Raw genomic sequence first — 21,397 nt, forward strand, 5'->3', positions numbered from 1 at the left:
AGTTAATCATGATGAAGACGCTTAAGGGAATGCTGCTGTCATTGATCGCAATCAGCATGGTGTTGGCTCTGGCCGCTTGCGGCAGCGGAAGCGCGGGGGAAGCGAAGAAGGTGGTCATCTACACCAACGGGGATGAAGAGGCCGTCGCCGCAATGGAAACATCGTTGAAGAATGCCGGATACGAAGGACAGTATCTCGTGCAATCCCTGGGTACATCCGAACTTGGCGGCAAACTGATGGCTGAGGGGAACAAAATCGAGGCTGATCTCATCACGATGAGCTCATACTTTATCGAAAGCTCGCAGACCAAGCACTCCATGTTTAAGGATTTGGCTTTTGACACAGGCGCTGTCGGAACTTATCCGAAATACTACACGCCGATTCTGGCGAATACCGGCTCTATCTTCGTGAATACACAAGTGCTGAAAGACAAAGGCTTGCCAATGCCAACCTCCATCACGGACCTGACCAAACCGGAATTCAGCGGACTCGTATCGATTCCGAATATTATGGATTCCTCCACCGGTTGGCTGCTGGTTCAGGCGATTATCAACCAATACGGCGAAGATGCGGGACGTAAGGTGCTCCATGACCTGATCGCTAATGTGGGACCGCATCTGGAGAGCTCGGGTTCCGGTCCGATCAAGAAAGTGCAGGCTGGAGAAGTGGCTGCGGGCTTCGGACTCCGCCATCAGGCGGTAGCCGCCAAAGCTGACGGTGCACCGATAGATTACGTGGATCCGGTCGAAGGAAACTTCTCGCTAACCGAGTCGGTTGCGGTGGTGGACAAGAAGAATGCCACAACGGATTTAGCGATGAAAATGGCCGAGACCATCGTGAAGGATGCCAGAAAAGACCTGATCGTGAACTATCCGGTGGCCCTATATGAAGGGGAGACCGTGGATGAAGTCAACAAACCTGCGTACTCGATGACCTTCGAGAAGCCGCTGACGGTGGAGCTGCTGGAAAAGCATCAGCAATTCTTCAATGGATCTAAAGAATAAGCCAGCATAGGAGCGATGCGAAATGAATACCTATAAGCTTTTGACACCAGGACCTTTGACGACAACCAAGACGGTGAAAGAGGAGATGCTCTTTGACCGCTGTACATGGGATGATGAGTATAAATCGATTACGCAAAAAATCAGATCGCAGCTCCTGGCACTCGCCGGGGCGGATGCGGCACAATACACAGCGGTACTGATGCAGGGAAGTGGAACGTTTGCCGTCGAAGCAGTGATGACATCCACCATATCGAATGACGATAGAGTGCTGATTGTAACGAACGGCGCCTATGGTGAGCGGATCGTCAAAATGGCAAAGTATATTGGATTGAATTATGAGGAGTACCAAGTGAATTACGATGAACATCCAAGCGAGGATGAACTGCGAGCTATACTGCATAAGGATGAAGGTATTACGCATATCGCAATGGTACATTGCGAGACGACAACCGGGATTCTGAATCCGCTGGAGATGGTCTCGACGTTGTCCAGAGAATATGGAAAGACCCTCATTATCGATGCAATGAGCAGCTTTGGCGGCATGGAAATCGATGTTCAGGGACTTGGCATCGATTATCTCATCAGCAGTGCGAATAAATGCATCCAGGGCGTTCCGGGGTTTGGATTCGTCATCGCCAAGCTGGACAAGCTTGCAGCCTGCGAAGGGATTGCGCGCAGCTTGGCGCTCGATTTGTATGATCAGTGGAAAGGCATGGATCAGGACGGAAAATGGAGATATACTTCGCCGACCCATGTCGTGGCTGCCTTCTCCAAAGCGTTGGATGAGCTGAACGAAGAAGGCGGTGTATCGGCGAGATTCAGCCGTTACCAGAATAACAATCGCCTGCTGCGTGAGAGATTGGCGCAGATCGGCATCCAGTCTTATATTACTGATGATAAGCAATCTCCGATCATCACGACATTCTTATTCCCGAGTGAAGGGTTTAGCTTCGAACACTTTTACGCTTATATTAAAGAAAGGGGCTATGTGATATATCCGGGCAAGCTGACCGACGTGGATACCTTCCGAATTGGGAATATCGGAGAAATCTATGAGCAGGATATCGAACAGTTATGTCATATTATCGAAGAATATAGGGGAGTGATGGCACAATGAACCGAATCGAAGGCGTTATATTGGACTGGGCCGGAACGGCTGTGGATTTTGGATGCTTTGCACCGGTGAACGTGTTTGTCGATATTTTTAAGAATGCGGGCATTGAAGTGACGATGGCTGAAGCAAGAGCACCGATGGGGATGCTGAAGATCGATCATATTCGTGCCATGCTATCCATGCCGAGAGTGTCGGCGCTATGGGAAGCGAAGTACGGAAGAGCCTTCGATGAGCAGGAAGTGGAACGGCTGTATGCAGAATTCGAGCCGGCGTTGATGGCTTCTTTATCCGAGTACACGGACCCGATTCCGGGTGTTATTGAGACGGTTGAAGCATTGAAGGGTCAAGGCTTGAAGATTGGTTCTACGACAGGTTATACGAGCAGCATGATGGAGGTCGTGGTGGCAAATGCCCGGCAAAAGGGCTACAGCCCGGATGTCTATTTCACGCCGGATGACACGAATTCCCAAGGAAGACCTTATCCGTACATGATTTATCGGAACATGGAGTCTCTGCGGTTATCGGCATCCTGGAAGGTCGTTAAGGTGGGGGATACCGTCTCGGACGTAAAGGAAGGCGTGAACGCAGGTGTATGGTCGGTTGGCGTTGTTATCGGCAGCTCGGAAATGGGCCTGAGTTCAGAAGAGTATCATGCCCTGTCAGAATCAGACCGGGAAGCTGCGATCTCGAAAACCGAACAGACATTTATCCAGCATGGGGCCGACTTTACGATTCGAACGATGGACGAACTGCCGCAGTTAATCGAGAGAATTAACGACATGCTGGCTGAGGGACAAAGACCGGGGATTCAGCGCTAGGAACCATTCAGGTCTTTCGATACGCGGATGAAGTAAAAATCACGCAAATAGATGCGCAAATTGAACAGGCAACCCGAGCGCCTGAAAGGAAAGGAAGCAGCGTTATAGGCTTCCCCCTCACCTCGCACCAAAAAGAGCAGTCCACTTGGGCTGCTCTTTTTCTTCATTTCTCTTATTGCACGTACGTGCCAATAAACTCTGTTACTTCGCGGTCATATCCCTCGGGGTCGAACTGGCGCGCCATGCCGTGACCTGCTTCGGGGACGATGAACAACTTCTTTTGCTCCGGACCATTCTCGTACAGCTCATACACCATCTCGGTAGGTACGAACAAATCGCCGCCGCCATGAATGAACAGCATCGGGGTCTTGGACTTCTTGACCTGCTCCAGGGCGGATGCTTCACCGAAGGAGTATCCAGCGCGGATCTTGGTCAACAGGCTTGTGGATTGAAGCAGCGGGAAGGACGGAAGCTTATACATGCGCTTCAGCTGATAGGTCAACTCATCCGTGACCGAGGTATACCCGCAGTCCTCGACAATGGCTTTTACCTGGGCAGGAAGCTCTTCGCCGCTGGTCATCATAACCGTTGCGCCACCCATGGACACGCCATGTAGGACGACTTGAGCGCCTTCACTCGTATGCCCGATGACTTGATCAATCCATTTCAGATAATCCTTGCGCTCCGGCCAGCCGAAGCCGATGTAATCGCCTTCGCTTCGTCCGTGCCCTCGCGCGTCGGGAAGAAGGACGTTGTAACCCAGGTCCTCATGGTACATTTGGGCGAATCCGCTCATCTGCTCCGAATGACCGGAGTAGCCGTGGGCAATGATGACGGTTTTATCCGTTGATACTTTGGCAGGTAAAAAATAAGCATGCAGCTTCAGACCGTCGTCTGAAGTAAGGTTCCATTCCTCGAAGCTCTGCTGGGCCCACCAATCCTTGCTGTCCGCAAAGGGATTGTCGATATTCGAGTTGGCTTCCAGGTCGGGGTTGCCATTCAGAAAGCCCTTGTCGGCGCGGGCAATAGCGACGTTATAGAAGTAGAAGCTTGCTGAAACAATAATGATAGCTAGTAGTGCGATGATAGCTGCTGACATGATCATAATCCTTTTTTTCATGTTGATGTATATCCTCCCCGTATTCCATGGAACACGATGAATGAAGGTGATAAGGAAGGCATATGTCGATACGATATCGTTCCTTCCACCTATCATATCGCACGTACCCTAATTAATCTATGTCGCGGATCACGTTCGTTTCGCGGGTGTTACATCAATCCTATCGGTTGGGGTAGCCTAAAGATAAAGAGCTGCAGCAGGAGGCGAGAGAGAAATATGAACAAACCCTTCATCAGCCTAATCCTTGCCGTCGTTATGGTTATGGGTTTACCGCTGCCGTCCCATGCCGAGGGGGCCTATTCTTCACCGAAGAAGGATAGTGCACAGCTGCAATATCAGGATATGCTAATGCTATTTCTGCTTCCTCATATCGATAAAGCGGTTCGCGGGCATTATATCCATACGTTGAAGGAGCAGCCGCTTGTCTATCCCTACTTTGTGGATGTGACCGGAGTGAAGAGGGTGAACGGATTTCGCGGTTTTCATTTCATCATTACGCTTGAGGCCAGCCCGACGGTCGGTCCCCATATTATGGTGGGAAAGGACCGGCTTGTGTTTGAGGTGGCTCCGACGATTCCCGGCGGTATGGTCAAGCTGGTGGAATACAAACATCTGGAGACGTATGAGCTCCCCCCGCTTGGCAAGATATCGTGAAGTAACGGCGGTGAAACCAATCCAATGTCACATCCAAAAAAACAAGCAAACGCAGTTCGCGCGTTTGCTTGTTTGGCATGGACATAACGGTACGTTTATCGGGTGTCACACCCTCAAGCATTGAGTGGCAGCAGGGTGCCTGTAATGATTAACGCATCTCGAAAATCGGTCGATCCGGTCCAGGATCGGCCTGGATCCAGCCGATGGCGAGCAGAACGACGACGGCGATGAAGGCAGCCGGCAGTACCCATTTCCAGGCATATGCGAGCATTCGTACAGCCGGGGACATCATGGCAAGTATCAGCCCGATCAGTACGACGCTGAATAGGTGAATCCCTGGCGGCAGCATGAGGAACACAATATGAAAGACCGAAGTAAACATCAGAACAGGGATAAGGGACGTTCCCAGTACAATAGCCGGATGGTTTAAGGATTCGATTGGGTCCCGGGTAAATGCCGCCCATGTCAATGCCGCAAACTGGACCAGCAGCGGAATCGCAAATAAATAGCTTGCACCCGGCAGGAACCAGGTTGAACCAACAAGCAGCAGCAGGAACAGGAATGCGCCCGCCAGCAGCATCTCCAATTCATTCACTTTCTGCACGATCCAGCGGGTGAGTGCAACATGAATGATGAAGGTTACCAGTATAAAGCTGACACTGTACAGAAACGAATCATAGGTTGCGCCTGTGGGCTGCGTCATTTTGCCGGCCCACAACGTATCGACCAGCGACCACAAGCCAAAGCTTAGCGCTGCCGAGAGCACGACGGCCAGAATCGGGGTTAGCAAGCTGATCAAACTTCCCTTTAGGAAGAGTCTAGAGATGCGGGCAAACAATACCGCTAAAGCCAGCCATATCGCCGCGAACACCACGGTGATCGGGACCGCCCATTTTGCAGGGTAATGAACCAGCAGGCCAAATAGATTGAAGTAAATACGGTCGTCTGTTGAAGCCAGGTCAGTCAAGTCGAGATTGCCAAAATGCTTTGCCATGGCGAGTGCATTCTCGCCTTGATGCTGCATGGTTTCAAGGGAGACGTTCTCCGTGTTGTCCATCGGGGTATGATAGGCTACCCACCCATCGCCATAGGCAAAGTTCAGTCCCGGGAGACCATGCTCAAGCGCCACCGTCAGATCGGTATCGTTCGGCAGTTGTTTGTAGAGGTCCACCAAGAGCGAGTTGCTGACAGGATTGGATACGGCCTTGGCGTATTCTTCAATGATCCGACTATTGTTGTCGCTGGTCTGGAACATAAGGGAGGATCCTTTTGATCCTCGGGCTTCAAAATTCGCAATCATGCCAACCTCACGATGCTGTGGGTCACGGAAGAACACTTCAGCCCCCAGCAGGCCTTTCTCCTCCCCGTCTGTCAGCAGAATCCATATGTCATTCTGCGGTGGAGGCCCGGCTTGGATCGCTCTTGTCGTTTCCAGCAATGAAGCTATGCTTACCGAAGCATCATTCGCTCCGGGTCCGGTAGGGACCGAGTCATAATGGGACATAAGCAGGAGCGGTTTGCCCGATCCGGTGCCCTTAATGACGCCCAGAATGTTCGTTAGCTGAGTGTCGGTGTCGATGTGCTTGGTTGTCAGGCGGTCATTAAATTCTTGAACGTCCGGGTTCAAGCCGAGTTGCTCCATCTGTTCCACCAAGTAAGCTCTGACTTCCGCATTGGCAGGCGAACCCATCGGATGGGGCTGCTGTGCGATCTGCTCGACATGCGCCATCGCGCGTTCGGCAGAGAATTCGGTTGCGGGTGCATCGATGCTGCTGGCCTGCGGCGGCTTCTCGAACCACAGCATGAGGGAGATAAAGAGTATGACGGTGAGGATGGTTGTAAGCGGCAGCCAATAAGGAGGTTTGTAATCCGGCGGTCTACTCAATTGAATTTGCATGATAAATACTCACTTCCTTTTATGATCATTCAGGCGTTTCGTAAAGCGATCTTTCATCGTATGTAAGAAACGTGCTCTTACACAGCGTAGTTCCAGAATATGACATGTGTCAACATAAGATTGAGAATGATCAGCTTTCCATGCATAACACAAAGCAAGAGCCTCCATCAGAATGGAAGCTCTTTAGATTTATATTCAATATTCATTTTTTCATACCATGCGTTCAGTCCGGTCCAGAGCTGTTCACAAAGCTCATATACATGATCGATCTGGAGAAGCTGACCTCGCATGACCAATTGCGCAAGTTCATCGTATCCGGAAGGCCTGGATTTCAGGGACAGTGATTCCTCCAATGTCTTGGCTCTTGTATTGTAAAATGTTCGGTTGGCAAGTCCAATCAGCTTGGCGGCCTGCCAGGTCAGATCTTTGGCCCCGAGCGGGAGGTAGCTAAAGTTACCGGATTGGACGTTGTTACGTATTTTGCCCATCGTTTCGTAGGGTTCCCAGATCATGAATACCCGCATCGTTTCTTTGATGGCTTCCTCTGAAACCTGGAGGGGCAGCTTCCGAATCTCAGCGAGCAGGTTCGCCGGATCGTAGATTTCCTGTAGATGGACATAAGCGCCAGCTGTAATCGCCCATGAGTCGTCCACAGACGCGGCAGCCTTCAGTATGTCCTGTTTTTGTTCCATGCCGATTTCGATTTTGAAAGGGGGGTATATGAATTCGTGTCCGGTAAGGGAGACTCCGTCCTGTGTAACAACTTGAAGTTCAATGTCCGAGTAAGGGCCATCAATCCCTTGCGCGATCGAGCCGTACAGGCCAATGGCCAGAATGTCATCGCCGTGCAATTGAAGCAGCCGGTCTTTGATTTGATGAATGATGTTCATTTTCTCTTCTCTGGTCGTAGCCGCAGGATAAGGTAACATAAGGAAATCCCCTCCGAAATAAGTTAGTTATCAATATTATAATATAAATAGAACGGTTGAAAGCGGAGTGGAGTTTGGGATTCTGTGAATAAATATAAGGGTTATCCGGCATTCCATCATATGATAATATATGCTTACGGATGTGGGAAGTAGTGGTCGCCCCCGCACCCACAATTAATAGCTGAGGTGAGAAGAGATGAGTAGAGCTGAGCAGAGTCAAGGCAAGACCAAACAGGAATTGGACCGGGTTGTATTTATTGGCCGCACGTTTGAAGAGTACACGTTTATGTTTGATTTGGAAATGTCAGAGCTTACCGGCAAAAGCATATTGGATTGCCCCTCCGGAGCGTGTTCGTTCACCGCTCACGGTTCGAAGCATGGTCTCGATATCACGGCCAGTGATATTGCCTATGATCACAAGCCGGATGACCTGGAGGCCAAGGGACTGCAGGATATCGGGCATGCGATGGAAACGATGGAACAGGCGAAGAGTAATTATGTTTGGGACTATTACGGAGATGTAAAGGGGCTTCGTCGGCATCGCCAGCAAGCGCTCCGTGACTGCGTCCAGGATATGAGGGAGTTTCCGGATCGCTATGTCGCTGCAGTACTGCCGGAGCTGCCTTTTGCTAACGAACAGTTTCACCTGGTGCTGTCCGCCCATTTTCTGTTTATGTACAGTGACCGATTGGATTATGACTTTCATGTCCAGACGATTCGGGAGCTGCTGCGAGTGGCCTCGGAAGTGGTGCGCATCTTCCCGTTGACCGATTTATCGGGGAGTCGTTACGGCCATTTGGACCGCTTGATTCATGAGCTGGAGGCAGAAGGCTTTCGGGTAGCGGAAGTCACTGTGCCTTATGAGTTTATGAAGAACGGCAATTCGCTGCTAAGCATTCGTAAGAGATAGACAGACAGACGGATAAAATTAAGATATAGAATGAATGTAAAATAAGGGAGGGAGCCGGCAATCAGCTGGCTCCCTCTTTTGGTTGGGATGGTTTTTGCAGAGTGGACGTGCGCTCTAATTCTCTATTAGTTCTAATTCTCCTGTCTTACAGGAGCACGGAGAATGGTTTTCATGGAGGCGGCGGCGGCTTTTCGTGGATCGGACAAATAAATCTCATGATGCAGCCCGTCCTGGACGTAATGATGCTGTTCCATGTAGGCATACATTTTCGCCAACGTATCAGGCTCCGTGCTGTAGGGGCCGATATGCATGATTTGGATGCATAGTCCCTCATGGATCGTTTCCAACACCACTTGTTGAATGGGTTCCAGATGGTTTTTCTTGGAGAAGGCTTTGTCCCGCGCGGAACTTACGATCTCCGAGGTGACGAACGCCGGCATCCGAATGAGCAGCTTCCAATGCCATTCCTCTTTCGGAACCTCCAAACCGTACCGATCCGAGTTAACCCACCATTGTCCTTCAAGTTTAGGAACGGTAAAATCCTGAATTTCCGCCTTGCAATGTCCCTTAACGCCATAGGCAACGGTATAAAGCGCCTCGGTAGCATCCTCGAAAAGAGAGCTTTCGGGCGCACCTTGACCTTCGAATGACAGATAGAGCAAGGGGTCGAACTGCACAAGCTCAGGGGTGTTCCCGGCTGTGTAATAGGTTTTATCGCTTTTGGCTAAATCGAGTTTAGGAAGCGTCATACGTAAATCTCTCCTTTTTGGTCATGATTTACGGCTATCATAAACCAACTTCACTGACTGCATAGGAGTCAGTGAAGTTATCTGAAGTTATCGAAGGATCAGTCCTCGTAATATGCGGCCAGGTCTCGGGCTGTCTCGGAAAGAATGGTTCGCAGCTGCTGAGGCTCAAGTACATTAATTCCTCTGCCATAAGAAAGCAGCAGATAAGGCATGTATTGCAGCATCCAATCCGGATGCATACGGAATTCGGCTTCGTCGTCAGTTCTTCTTGTGACAAGATAAGGCTGCAGGAACCACTGGTTGCATATCGCGTCCAGGACCTCGGTGAGCCCTTGAAGGCGAACGGTTACCAACGTCGTTTCGTTCTCCTTCGTATTCTGATCCTGATACTCATGAATACGGCTCATGTAGTCATGTACCGAGAAATGCTCCGGCATTTCAAACGTGCGGCCTGTTAAGGACAGGCTGTTCATCCGGTCTACCCGGAATACACGGAGGGCTTCCCGTTGATGGCAATAGGCAATCAAATACCATTTGCCGAGCCGGTAGATCAGCCCATAGGGATCAATGTGGCGCTCCTCCGCGGAGCCGCTGAAGGACTTCGCATATTGAAGGATCAGGGTTTCCCGACTGGCAATGGCTTGCTCTAACTCGCGCAACATAGGGTGAAGCAAGGCACTCTGGGATGGCGAGGGGATATGGATGCTGCCGACATGACGCCTCAAGTCTTCCAATTGGGATTCCTGAAGACGGTGTTCAATTTTAGTTCGTGCTTTTTCAAGAGCATCCGTAAACGGATAGTCCGCTTGCCGGGCAAGAAGCACACTATGTTCCATGGCTTTAAGCTCGGTAAGTTCGAAGAACAGCGGCACGCTTAAAAAAGAGTCGGGCAGCCTGAACCCCCCGCCATGCCCCGATTCGGATATGATGGGGACTCCGCTCATACCCAGTGTGTCGATATATCGGTAGACCGTTCGGACACTTAACTCAAGTCTCTCCGCCAATTGCTCGGCTGTCATTTTTTTATGGGATCGAAGCAGCCATAGGATGGATAACAGATAGTCCAGCTTAGCCATGGACAGCACTCGCTTTCTTCATGTTATTTAGGTTAAATCCGGATTAATGAAGCTATTATAACAATCCATGAGGGGGTGTGATCAAGGGTATGAAGAGGGGATTCCAGGTATAACAAATAACAAAAGTTCAATATTGATATTGAATGATGGTTTGTTATAATGTGTTCAACAGAGAGGGGGCGTAAAGATGGGCAGTTGGGCGGAAAATCCAAGGTCTCTATGCTCATTGAACCTATGTCACATGATCAACCATTAACGAAAGAAGCCATATTGGACGCTGCCGAGCAGACGCTTCGGCGCTATGGCCCTGACAAGACCTCGGTTGTCGATGTTGCCAAGGCGCTTCAAGTGAGCCATGGATCTCTATACCGGCATTTTCCCAGCAAGGCCGCTCTGAGAGAAGCCGTAACGGAACGATGGCTGCAGCGGATTGCGGATCCGTTACAGAAGATTGCAGACGGAACGGAAGGCAGCGCCGCTGATCGCTTGCGATTATGGACGGATACCCTCATCCGGGCCAAACGGGCTTATGTCCTTGAGGATCCCGAGATGTTTGCCATGTATACGACCGTGACGCTGGACGCCGTCAAGGTGATTGATACGCATGTGAGGCTGTTAATTGGACAGATTGCCCAGATCATCGATCAAGGGATGTTTACCGGTGAATTTAAGCCGGGCCAGTCGGAGTCGGTGGCAAAAGCTTTTTTCATGGCAACGTCCCTGTTTCACCATCCGGCGCATGCCTCTCAGTGGACCTCGAAGGAGATTGAAGCCGATTTTGACTCGGTGTGGGCGCTATTGTTATCTGGAATCACAAAACAGTAAACAGGCGAGAATAATAGTAAGCGGGAACTAAGCAGTGCTCGCGGCCGCCGTTATGCGATACTGCAAAAGCACCGCGGGAGCTAGCGCGGTGAGATCACCACCTACGTTAAAAAGATGCTATTCTTGGCGATACTCGCATGGGATAGCGTCTTTTTTTGTTCTCATTCAATTACAAATGACAAAAATATAAAATTGTCACTTGTAATTTGTTATATAGAGACATATAATCAAATTACAAAAAAGACGTACAGATCAGAGGATCCATCTGATGAGATATTCGTGCACCTAATTCCTATGCGGGAGGTTGTATCATGGCAAAGAGTTTATCGGGCAAGGTAGCTATCGTAACGGGAGCATCAAGAGGCATCGGGCGTGAAATTGCGGAGAGGCTTGCGGAAAACGGGGCTAAGGTGGTTATAAACTATGCGAGCAGCCCCGCTAAAGCTGAGGAAGTGGTGAGCGCCATTAAGCAAGGCGGCAGCGAAGCCCGGGCCATTCAAGCCGATATAAGTCAGGTAGCAGCAATTGAACGTTTGTTTAGTGAAACAATCGAGGCTTATGGCGGAATCGATATTCTCGTGAACAATGCCGGCATCATGACAACCAAGCCGATTGCGGCCATGACGGAGGAAGATTTCGATCAGCAGTTTGCGATTAATGTGAAGGGGACTTATTTTGCGATCCAGCAGGCTTTTCACCATATGAATTCGGGCGGGCGCATCATCAATTTCTCGACGTCTGTAGTTGGGCAAATGTTCCCGGCGTACAGCGTATATGCTGGCACGAAGGGCGCTGTAGAGCAGTTTACGCGTCAGTTGGCTAAAGAATTCGGACCCAAAGGAATTAGAATTAACGCTGTGGCACCCGGACCGATTAATACGGAGCTCTTCACGGTTGGCAAATCGGAGGAACAGATCGCGGGAATCGCAAGCACGAATGCTTTCGGACGTCTGGGGGAACCGGACGATGTCGCAGGGGCCGTCCTTTTTCTGGCCGGCGAAGAATCGAAATGGATCACAGGTCAAACGATCCGCGTGAACGGCGGGTTTGTGTAATACTCGTCAATATTGCAAAACAAAAAAGGCACCGGGGGTCCGGTGCCTTTCGTTACGGGATACGGTCGATCCGTGGAGAAGGTCATAATTACGCATCAACCTACTTGTGAGTAGAATGCTTCCCCTGAATGTGGGGGGAATGATCGATATTCTCCGTAAACGTCCCTTAATCTAGGTCCTTCCACTTCAAGTCCAGCGTCGGAGGCGTGTAGCTATCCATGAGCTCGAGCAGCTTGAGCGGGTCATCGGAGAGGTTGATCAGGTTTAAGTGGGAGGCATTGGAGAAACCTTCCGTGATACTGTACTGAATCAGCTTCATGAACGGTTCATAATACTCCCGGACATTGAGCAGTCCGATCGGCTTCTGATGAATTCCAATTTGCGACCAGCACAATACTTCGAACAATTCCTCAAAGGTTCCAAAACCGCCCGGCATGGCGATAAACCCGTCGGACAGTTTCGCCATCGTCGCTTTGCGCTCATGCATATCCGCTACTTCAATGAGCTGGGTCAGCTCGGTATGTACAATCTCACCTTTAAACAGTCCGCTCGGCATCACACCGATAACTTCACCGCCATGCTGCAGAACGGCATTAGCCACTTCACCCATCAATCCGATATTGGAGCCGCCGTATACAAGCTTATATTGGTTGTGAGCAATGTGTCTGCCGAGCTCGGCAGCTTTCGCTTGATAGTCTGGGTGTTCCCCCATGTTCGATCCTGCAAATACACATATAGATTTCAATTCGCACACTCCTTGACAAGATGTTGATATTTCATTTGAGTAATTATACTATATATAGTGATTTATGTCATGGCATCGATGGACTATACTGTTAATGCTCATCAGATGGCACCTACTTATATTATGGCATACATGTTAGCATTATCATGAGTTTGATCTTGAATTATGTAAAAAGTAAAGGTTAAGTGATCCCAGGGAATCGCGGAGGTAGCACAAGCATGGATATGAATGAAGCGCAGCAATGGATTAAACAGTTTTACGGGGAGCGAGGCTGGACCCAGTACGGTCCCTTTATTCGCGTTGGTTTTTTGATGGAGGAGACAGGGGAAACGGCGCGTGCCGTCCGCGCTTATGAGATCGGCAGGGACCGCCCCGACGAGGAGGTTCAATCCAAGGAACAGCTCAAGCAGGATTTGGTGGAGGAGATCGGCGACGTGCTCGGCAACATTTCACTGTTGGCGGATCTTTATGGCATTTCGCTGGAAGAAGCATTTACGGCCCATCAGCAGAAGCTGCTGAAGCGGTTTGGTTCTTAAAGGTGATACGCTAGACCCTGTTTTGCATCCCATTGACGAGGCTGCCCCCCAGGAATGATTCATAGTCGAAGGGGCATTATTACGGCAAAACTTACGAAGTAAAAGGCTGCCCCAGGTCCCTTGGACCTTTTGGAGCAGCCTTTTTTGACATATATCGTGGGATAAACCATTAGAAGTCTTACGATACCAGGACCTTGCGGAATTCCTCCGTCAGCAGCGGGACGATATCGAACAGATCGCCGACGATGCCGTAATCGGCTACCTTGAAGATCGGTGCCTCAGGGTCTTTGTTAATCGCAATAATGACCCGCGATTGGCTCATGCCGGCCAGATGCTGGATGGCGCCGCTAATGCCGCAGGCAATATAGATCTCGGGCGTGACCACTTTGCCGGTCTGCCCGATCTGGAGCGCGTAATCGCAGTAGCCGGCATCACAGGCTCCGCGCGATGCGCCGACGGCCCCGCCGAGCAGGTCCGCGAGCTCCTCCAGCGGCTGGAAGCCTTCCGCACTCTTCACGCCGCGACCGCCGGAAATGACGATTTTGGCTTCCGAGAGGTCGATTTTTCCCGTGGTTTTGCGAACGACGTCCTTTACCACAGAGCGGAGGGAAGGAGCCGGGTAAGCGATGTCCTCAATACTGGTGCCCGCACCTTCGATGGCTTCCGCGGCGGGAATATTGTTCGGACGCACCGTGACCACCCACGGTCCGTTCTGGAAGACGCGCTTCTCAAAAGCTTTACCCGCATATAGCGGACGCGTGAACACCGCTTCTCCACCTTCAGTCTCGATCGCGATTACGTCGGAAATTTGCCCGGCATTCAGGGAAGCGGCGACAAGCGGTGCTAAATCGCGGCCGATGGCCGTATGTCCGAAGAGGACGGCATCAGGCTGCGCTTGACCGATGACCGCTTCAATGGCCGATATATAAGCTTCGGGATTATAGCTCTCCAGATCATCATGCTCAACCGTATAGATCGTGTCGGCACCGTAGGCTTTCAGGGCCGATACGGCCTCGGTAATATTCGAGCCTGCGACCAGAATGCGGATGCTGTCACCGTCACCAGCAATCAAACGAGCTGCACCAAGCGTCTCGAGGGCAACCTGGCGCAGCTTTCCATCCCGGTTCTCGGCATACACTAATATCGTTTTGCTCATATCATAACCTCCTAGGATCCATTTGAGATTGAAGTGAAGAGAGTTTGACGATTTAACCAGCCTGAGCAACCTAAGCGAATTCAGGAGATTTCCTCCGACCGCTGCTGCTCCGGATTCCCGAAACGTATCAAGCGAAAAGCGTGCATGACGGACATCCCGTAAACCATACAATCAGAATACATAAGGAATGATGACATGGCCCTCTGTCGGTTCCGTGTAACCGCATTCAATAGCGGGTGTCAAAGGGTACACCCGTACACCCGTTCATTAGATCACTTTCGACTGGGTACGGAGCAAGGATACCAGCTCATGTGCTACTTCGGCGGGCTCACCCTTCAGAATACGTCCGGCACTTCGCTCCGGCGGCAGTGACAGCTCGCTTTGCTTTGTTGCCGGCTGGATATCAGCTTCCGATAGCCCGAGATCATCTAGTGTCAACGTCTGAAATGGCTTTTTCTTAGCCTTCATGATGCCAGGCAGCGATGGATAGCGGGGTTCGTTCAATCCCTGCTGTGCCGTGAAGATCGCCGGGAGCTGAACCTCCAGCACTTCAAGATCGCCTTCGGCATCCCGATGCACTTCAGCCGTGGTACCGTTCAGTGTAAGCTTGGTAATGGAGCCGGCATGCGAAATACCGAGAAGGCTTGCCAGGCGAATGGCCACCTGACCCGAACCGCGGTCTACGGAGAAGTTGCCGCCAAGGATCAGATCCGGGCTTTCCTTGGACAAATACGCATGCAGCACCTTCGATACCGCATATTCATCGTCCGGAATTCGCTCGTCGGAGATCAGCACGGCATCATCAGCGCCCATGGCCAGCGCAGTCCGCAAGGCCTCTGCCGTACGATCCGGTCCGACGGACAGGAGTGTCACGCTGCCGCCGTGGTCATCCCGAAGCTTCACGGCTTCTTCCACCGCATATTCGTCATACGGATTGATTACGAATTTCACCCCATCCTCGGCAATCGATCCGTTCTCAATCGTAATTTTTTCCTCCGTGTCAAAGGTCTGTTTAAGCAATACCACAATCTTCATCGGTTAAACGCTCCCTTCAATATGAATATCAGCGGGACTTATTGTCCGCTGGAAACACCGTTCAGGAAAAAGCTAAGCGTCTCATCCGCCTGATCGGACAGAGAATACTTGCGGCCGGAGATCAGCCAAGAGGTTACCGCTTCATCCATCGCGCCAAAAATCAGGTTGCGCACCAGTTTGACGTTCAGATCGGAACGGAATTTCTGTTCTTTGATACCCTGTTCCAGGATATTCTCGATCAGCACAATATATGGCTTCAATGCGCTGCCGATTTCCTTGCGCAGCTCCAAATCGCTCTGCCGCAGCTCAATCTGCGTGACATAAGCAAGCTCAGGATTGCTCTCCAGCTCTGAGAAATGGATGCTGCAAACCGTCCGCAGTGCTTCCACCGCGTCCGTGGTTCCTTCCACGCTTTCGTGGAATTTGCCGACCAACTCGCCAAGCTTTTCCTGAAACAGGCGGATCAGGATATCCTCCTTCCTCTTAAAGTATAAATAGATGGTGCCGTCAGCCACGCCGGCGGCCTTGGCGATCTTGGATACCTGGGACCGGTGGTAGCCGTTCTCGGCGAATACTTTCAGGGCGCCCTGGAGAATAAGGTGGTATTTTTCATTTTTTTTACTTGTCATATGCTCACCCCGATGTTAGAATACAGTTAAAATTATGAATGAATACTCATTCATTTCTTGTATCCATCATAAAATACGTTCATGTCGTTGTCAACGATGGGTTACGAAGAAGCGCGAAATGGATGAAGCAGATGGATCAGAGCAGCAGAATAAGGCGTTCATATCAGAGCAATAGACGGCAGTTCAACCGGAAGAAACAAGTCACTGGGTATCCGCAGGCAAGTACAGATGAGAGCGTTGTACGGATGAAGAGATGCAGCCAGAAAAGATGAAGTTCGGTTTAGCGTGGTCGGCACGGCACGATGTGGAGGTCTATTTTTGTTCTCGCAATGAAAGCGCTTCATATATTATCCCGACCTGGACATATGACGAGAGTTAGGAAGGAGTGACAGGAGCTTCGGAAAATGGGACGCTGCACCAGACTACCAGAAGAAAGAAGGATTTTTTAACGCAAGGGGCTGAGAGAGATGTTTCTAACCTTAATCAACGCACTGCTCTTTGTCTTGATCACCGGTTGGGCGGTGTACATGTTCGCCACCGTAGTGTATCGCCGGTACCTGTATATCCGTTTGGGCAAGCCAGCGAATCTGAAGAAGGACCTGAAGGAACGCCTGAGCCAATTCGCTATCCAGGTATTCGGACAGAGCAAGCTCTTTAAGGACCGCAAGAGCGGCATCATGCACTTTATCGTTTTTTACGGATTTATCATTTTACAGTTCGGTGCGCTCGACATCATCTGGAAGGGATTGTCCGGCCACAGCCTGCCGATCCCGGGGCACGCCGGCTTTATCCTTATGCAGGAGATTACGGTTGCGCTGATCCTGCTCGCTATCGGTTATGCGGCCTATCGCCGCTATGGCGAGAAGCTGAAACGGCTCAAGCGGGGCTGGAAGCCAAGCATTGTCGTGTTTTTCATCACCACGCTGATGGCTTCGGTGCTGCTGACGATGGCTTTTGAACGGCTCATGGAAGGACTGGCGTGGTCGGCAATGGCCCCGATCTCATCCAGCGTTGCGGCCGTGTTTGCCTGGATGCCGCCGGTGGCGGTGACGGTTTGTTATTACCTGTTCTGGTGGCTGCACCTGTTGATTCTGTTGTCTTTCCTCATCTATGTGCCGCAATCGAAGCATTTTCACCTCATTACAGCGCCGATCAACATTCTGGTCCGCCGAACCGATCCCCCGGGCAAGCTCAGCAAGCTGGATCTGGAGGATGAAGAGGCGGAGGAATTCGGGGTAGGCAAAATCGAGGACTTCACGCAGAAGCAGATGCTCGATTTCTATGCCTGCGTCGAGTGTGGAAGGTGCACCAATGTATGCCCGGCATCGAATACAGGCAAGCTGCTGTCGCCGATGCATATGATTGTGAAGCTTAGGGATCATCTCACGGAAAAAGGTGCCGCGCTCACCTCCAAATCAGCGTGGATGCCAGCCTCGGTGTTTGGATCGCCCGGCGTCCATACAATGGCTGCGACAGATCTGGCGCTTGTTGGCTGGAAGGGCGAGGGCGTTACCGATATCGGTCCGACGATGGACGTGCAGAAGCGCTCTTGGCATCAGGTCGAGGGCGTAGACCCGAAGGACATTCAATTGATCGGCGGCGTCATGACGGAAGAAGAGATTTGGGCGTGCACGACCTGTCGCAACTGCGAGGATCAGTGCCCGGTCGCGAATGAGCATGTTGACAAAATCGTGGATCTTCGGCGTCATCTCGTTCTAATGGAGGGCAGCGTGCCGCAGGAAGGCCAGCGCGCGATGCAAAACATCGAGCGACAAGGCAACCCTTGGGGAATCAGCCGCGCGGACCGGAGCAAGTGGGTGAAGGAGGTCGACCCGGAAGGGACGTTGGATCTGAAGATTCCGACCGTGAAGGAAAACCCGGATTTCGACGTGCTGTTCTTTGTCGGCTCCATGGGCTCTTACGACAATCGCAGCCGCAAGATCACCAAGGCTTTTGTCCGGCTTATGAATGAAGCGGGTGTCAACTTCGCCATTCTCGGCAACGAGGAGAAGAATTCGGGCGATACGCCGCGCCGCATGGGCAATGAATTTCTGTTCCAGCAGCTGTGCACGGAGAACATCGAGACATTCCAGAAATACGATGTGAAACGAATCGTTACAGCTTGTCCGCATACCTTCAATATTTTGAAGAACGAGTACCCGGAGTTTGGGCTTGAAGCCGAGGTCATTCATCATACGGAGCTGCTGGACCAGCTGGTGAAGGAAGGGCGTCTTCAGCCTAAATATCAGGTTCAGGAGAAAATTACTTATCATGACTCCTGCTACCTGGGACGGTATAACGATGTGTACGATCAGCCGCGCAGCGTGCTTCGCGCCATTCCTGGCGTTGAGCTCCTGGAAATGGAGCGGAATCGCGAGAACGGGATGTGCTGCGGGGCCGGCGGCGGGCAGATGTGGATGGAGGAAGACGCGGGCAAGCGCGTGAATCTGGCACGCACCGAGCAGGCGCTTGCCGTATCCCCGACGATGATCAGTTCAGCCTGTCCGTTCTGTCTGACGATGCTGGAGGACGGCACGAAGCTGAAGGAAGTGGAAGAAAGCGTAAAAACGCGAGATATCGCGGAAATCCTGGAGTTATCCGTATTCGGTCTATCCGAAATCCATGAACAGGAGGTCGTTGTGCAATGAGTAATACCATTACCAAGGAATCCGTCAGCGGTTCCGGTATCGCCAGTCGAAACATAACCAAAGCCGCCGTGATCGGCTCGGGCGTCATGGGGTCGGGGATCGCCGCCCATCTCGCCAACGCAGGCATTCCCTGCCTGCTGCTCGACATCGTTCCGAGTTCCTTAACCGCGGAAGAGGAAAAAGCCGGATTGTCGCTGGATCATCCGAAGGTACGAAACAGGCTGGCCTCCAAAGCGATTGCCGCTCTCCCTAAATCCAGCACGGCTCCGCTGTACAGCGCTGATTTTGTGGGCCGGATCACCCCGGGCAATACCGAGGATCATCTGAGCCAGCTGAAGGACGTGGACTGGATCATTGAGGTGGTCACGGAGCGTCTGGAAATCAAGAAAAGCATCTTCAAACAGATTGAGAGCGTGCGTAAAGAAGGATCGATCGTCAGCACGAATACCTCCGGCATTTCCGTTAATGCGATGGTCGAGGACTGCAGCGAGGAATTTCGCAGCCACTTCCTGGGGACCCATTTCTTTAATCCGCCGCGTCATATGAAGCTGCTGGAGATTATCCCGGGCTTTGATACCGATCCGGACATTACGAAGTTTATGGTTGATTTCTGCACGAAGCGCCTTGGTAAAGGGGTTGTGCTGGCGAAAGATACGCCGAACTTCATCTCGAACCGGATCGGCACCTACGGGCTCCTGGTCACATTGCAAGAGATGGTGAAGAACAGTTATACCGTGGAGGAAGTCGATGCAGCCACCGGTCCTGTTCTCGGGCGTCCGAAGAGCGCCACCTTCCGTACGCTGGATCTGGTCGGCATCGATACGTTTGTCCATGTGGCCAGAAATGTGTACGACTCCGTTCCGGACGGGAACGAGAAGGATGTGTTCACGGTTCCCGATGTCATGAATGAACTCGTCACCCGCGGCTGGATCGGTGAGAAGGGCGGCCAGGGATTCTATAAAAAAGTAAAGAGCGAACAAGGCAGCAAAATCTTATCGCTTAACCTATCCACGATGGAGTATAATCCGAGCGCCAAAGTGAGCTCTGCTTCCATCGAAGCCGCCAAAGCGGTGAAGGGAGCCAAGAGAAAGATCAAGGCATTCCTCGGTACGCAGGACCGTTACTCGGAACTGGCTTGGAATGTATTGAAGCAAGTGCTTGTCTATGCGGCCGATAAGTTGGGAGAAATCGCCGATTCCATTCAGGACATTGACAACGCAATGAAATGGGGTTTCAACTGGGAGCTCGGTCCATTCGAGACGTGGGATCTGATCGGACTGCCTGAATCCGTGCAGCGTATGGAAGCAGAGGGCATGACGGTTCCGGCTTGGGTGAAGGATTGGATTGCCGCCGGCAACAAGTCCTTCTATCAGCAGAAGGACGGCGAGGTGTTCCATTATTTCAAAGGTGAGTATAAGGGCGTTGAGGTTCAGCCTGAGCTGATCTCGCTGCAAGCACTCAAATCGCAAAACCGGGTCATTCGCTCGAACACGGGGGCGAACCTGATCGACATTGGGGATGGCGTAGCGTGTCTTGAATTCACTTCCCCGAACAATGCAATCGGTGCCGATATTCTGGTCATGATCCAGCAGAGCGTAGAAGAGGTTCGGGCGAATTATCGCGGGCTGGTGCTCGCGAACGAAGGCCGCAACTTCTGCGTCGGCGCCAATCTGATGCTCATGCTGATGGAAGCGCAGAGCGGCGACTGGGATGAGGTGGATGACATCATCCGTCTGTTCCAGGGCAGCATGATGAAGCTGAAAGCGCTGGAGAAGCCGGTTGTGGCTGCACCTCACCGGATGACACTTGGCGGCGGCGTGGAAGCATGCCTGCCGGCCGACCGGATCATCTTCTCGGCGGAGACCTATTTCGGCCTGGTGGAGACGGGCGTGGGCCTCATTCCGGCAGGCGGCGGCTGCAAGGAGCTGGCGCTCATGACCAGCAACCGTCATCCCGACAAGGACAGCGACCTCCAGCCGGAGATCAACAAAATCTTCGAGATGGTGGCGATGGCGAAGGCGTCAACCAGCGGACATGAAGCGATCCGCATGGGTTATGGGCGCAGCGGGGATTCGGTGGTCATGAACCAGGACTACCGGATTTATGAAGCGAAGCAGGCGGTATTAGAGATGGACCGGGCAGGCTATGTTCCGCCGCAGCCGGGCAAAGCCCGCGTTGTTGGCCGTGATGGCCGGGCCGTGCTCCAGATGGGCGCCATCGACATGAAGCGCAGCGGTTATATCAGCGATCACGATCTGTTGATCGCGAAGAAGCTGGCGCACATCCTGACGGGCGGCGATGTTCCTGCGGGAACCGTGGTGAGCGAGCAGCATCTGCTCGACCTGGAGCGCGAAGCCTTCCTCAGCCTGCTCGGCGAGGTCAAGACCCAGCAGCGCATGCAGCATATGCTGGCGAAAGGCAAGCCGCTGCGGAATTAGGGCTTTAAGAGAGCTGCTTCAGCTAAAAGAGATACACCATCTTTCGCAACGTGCGATTC

19 protein-coding genes are annotated in these 21,397 nt (G+C 51.8%); 10 read left to right on the top strand and 9 right to left on the bottom strand.

What is annotated here, in order from left to right:
* The first annotated feature begins 8 nt into the window (after positions 1-8).
* The 3 genes from NYE54_RS01395 to phnX are packed head-to-tail and all read left to right on the top strand — an operon-like array spanning position 9 to position 2,936.
* Positions 9-1,004 (top strand): extracellular solute-binding protein, encoded by a 996-nt coding sequence (locus NYE54_RS01395; RefSeq protein ID WP_339269456.1) that lies wholly within the window; start codon positions 9-11, stop codon positions 1,002-1,004.
* Positions 1,005-1,026: 22 nt separating this feature from the next.
* Complete coding sequence (gene phnW / locus NYE54_RS01400; RefSeq protein ID WP_339269458.1) at positions 1,027-2,121, top strand: 2-aminoethylphosphonate--pyruvate transaminase; 1,095 nt, start codon at positions 1,027-1,029, stop codon at positions 2,119-2,121.
* Positions 2,118-2,936 (top strand): phosphonoacetaldehyde hydrolase, encoded by an 819-nt coding sequence (gene phnX / locus NYE54_RS01405; protein WP_339269460.1) that lies wholly within the window; start codon positions 2,118-2,120, stop codon positions 2,934-2,936. The genes phnW and phnX overlap by 4 nt, the downstream gene beginning before the upstream one ends.
* Before the next feature lie 172 nt (positions 2,937-3,108).
* Here phnX and NYE54_RS01410 read toward each other — a convergent pair whose 3' ends face one another.
* Positions 3,109-4,056, bottom strand: a complete 948-nt coding sequence (locus NYE54_RS01410) for an alpha/beta hydrolase (protein WP_339269462.1) — start codon at positions 4,054-4,056, stop codon at positions 3,109-3,111.
* Positions 4,057-4,272: 216 nt separating this feature from the next.
* Between NYE54_RS01410 and NYE54_RS01415 the strand changes: the two genes are divergently transcribed.
* The gene (locus tag NYE54_RS01415) at positions 4,273-4,710 is read left to right on the top strand and encodes a DUF3888 domain-containing protein (protein ID WP_339269464.1); all 438 of its coding nucleotides are present in this window, start codon (positions 4,273-4,275) and stop codon (positions 4,708-4,710) included.
* A gap of 148 nt (positions 4,711-4,858) precedes the next feature.
* Here the strand turns inward: NYE54_RS01415 and NYE54_RS01420 are convergent, their stop codons facing one another.
* Together NYE54_RS01420 and NYE54_RS01425 are read right to left on the bottom strand one after the other, a co-directional pair.
* A complete protein-coding gene (locus tag NYE54_RS01420) occupies positions 4,859-6,607 on the bottom strand; it encodes a M28 family peptidase (RefSeq protein ID WP_339269466.1) in 1,749 nt (582 codons plus the stop codon).
* Between the two features lie 167 nt (positions 6,608-6,774).
* Positions 6,775-7,536, bottom strand: a complete 762-nt coding sequence (locus NYE54_RS01425; protein ID WP_339269468.1) for a kanamycin nucleotidyltransferase C-terminal domain-containing protein — start codon at positions 7,534-7,536, stop codon at positions 6,775-6,777.
* 196 nt (positions 7,537-7,732) lie between these two features.
* Between NYE54_RS01425 and NYE54_RS01430 the strand changes: the two genes are divergently transcribed.
* Positions 7,733-8,446 (top strand): SAM-dependent methyltransferase, encoded by a 714-nt coding sequence (locus NYE54_RS01430; RefSeq protein WP_339269470.1) that lies wholly within the window; start codon positions 7,733-7,735, stop codon positions 8,444-8,446.
* Between the two features lie 131 nt (positions 8,447-8,577).
* On the opposite strand, the gene NYE54_RS01435 is transcribed toward NYE54_RS01430, so the two are convergent.
* The gene (locus NYE54_RS01435) at positions 8,578-9,195 is read right to left on the bottom strand and encodes a GyrI-like domain-containing protein (protein ID WP_339269472.1); all 618 of its coding nucleotides are present in this window, start codon (positions 9,193-9,195) and stop codon (positions 8,578-8,580) included.
* Positions 9,196-9,293: 98 nt separating this feature from the next.
* Entirely contained in the window at positions 9,294-10,271 is a 978-nt protein-coding gene (locus tag NYE54_RS01440; protein ID WP_339269474.1) for a YafY family protein, read from the bottom strand.
* A 159-nt stretch (positions 10,272-10,430) separates the two neighbouring features.
* Here NYE54_RS01440 and NYE54_RS01445 point away from each other — a divergent pair, with 159 nt between their 5' ends.
* Positions 10,431-11,096: a TetR family transcriptional regulator gene (locus NYE54_RS01445; RefSeq protein WP_339269476.1), complete on the top strand. Its 666-nt coding sequence runs from the start codon at positions 10,431-10,433 to the stop codon at positions 11,094-11,096.
* A gap of 311 nt (positions 11,097-11,407) precedes the next feature.
* Positions 11,408-12,151 carry an SDR family oxidoreductase gene (locus NYE54_RS01450; RefSeq protein WP_339269477.1) on the top strand — a complete coding sequence of 248 codons (744 nt, stop codon included), beginning with the start codon at positions 11,408-11,410 and terminating at the stop codon, positions 12,149-12,151.
* 166 nt (positions 12,152-12,317) lie between these two features.
* On the opposite strand, the gene NYE54_RS01455 is transcribed toward NYE54_RS01450, so the two are convergent.
* Positions 12,318-12,896, bottom strand: coding sequence for a TIGR00730 family Rossman fold protein (locus tag NYE54_RS01455; protein WP_339269479.1), 579 nt, complete (start codon positions 12,894-12,896; stop codon positions 12,318-12,320).
* 218 nt (positions 12,897-13,114) lie between these two features.
* Here NYE54_RS01455 and NYE54_RS01460 point away from each other — a divergent pair, with 218 nt between their 5' ends.
* Positions 13,115-13,432 (top strand): MazG-like family protein, encoded by a 318-nt coding sequence (locus tag NYE54_RS01460; protein WP_098741415.1) that lies wholly within the window; start codon positions 13,115-13,117, stop codon positions 13,430-13,432.
* A gap of 178 nt (positions 13,433-13,610) precedes the next feature.
* On the opposite strand, the gene NYE54_RS01465 is transcribed toward NYE54_RS01460, so the two are convergent.
* The 3 genes from NYE54_RS01465 to NYE54_RS01475 form a co-directional block, all read right to left on the bottom strand.
* On the bottom strand, positions 13,611-14,588 hold the full coding sequence (locus NYE54_RS01465; RefSeq protein ID WP_339269481.1) for an electron transfer flavoprotein subunit alpha/FixB family protein: 978 nt from the start codon (positions 14,586-14,588) through the stop codon (positions 13,611-13,613).
* Positions 14,589-14,855: 267 nt separating this feature from the next.
* Positions 14,856-15,623 (bottom strand): electron transfer flavoprotein subunit beta/FixA family protein, encoded by a 768-nt coding sequence (locus tag NYE54_RS01470; RefSeq protein ID WP_076322611.1) that lies wholly within the window; start codon positions 15,621-15,623, stop codon positions 14,856-14,858.
* A 38-nt stretch (positions 15,624-15,661) separates the two neighbouring features.
* On the bottom strand, positions 15,662-16,252 hold the full coding sequence (locus NYE54_RS01475; RefSeq protein WP_076322610.1) for a TetR/AcrR family transcriptional regulator: 591 nt from the start codon (positions 16,250-16,252) through the stop codon (positions 15,662-15,664).
* Positions 16,253-16,719: 467 nt separating this feature from the next.
* On the opposite strand from NYE54_RS01475, the gene NYE54_RS01480 reads away from it, so the two are divergent.
* Both NYE54_RS01480 and NYE54_RS01485 read left to right on the top strand, forming a co-directional pair.
* On the top strand, positions 16,720-18,900 hold the full coding sequence (locus tag NYE54_RS01480; RefSeq protein WP_339269484.1) for a (Fe-S)-binding protein: 2,181 nt from the start codon (positions 16,720-16,722) through the stop codon (positions 18,898-18,900).
* Positions 18,897-21,338, top strand: a complete 2,442-nt coding sequence (locus tag NYE54_RS01485; protein ID WP_339269486.1) for a 3-hydroxyacyl-CoA dehydrogenase NAD-binding domain-containing protein — start codon at positions 18,897-18,899, stop codon at positions 21,336-21,338. Before NYE54_RS01480 ends, NYE54_RS01485 begins: the two co-directional genes overlap by 4 nt.
* The last annotated feature ends 59 nt before the right edge of the window (positions 21,339-21,397 follow it).

The sequence above is a fragment of the Paenibacillus sp. FSL K6-1330 genome, from assembly GCF_037976825.1.
Classification (GTDB): domain Bacteria; phylum Bacillota; class Bacilli; order Paenibacillales; family Paenibacillaceae; genus Paenibacillus_AQ.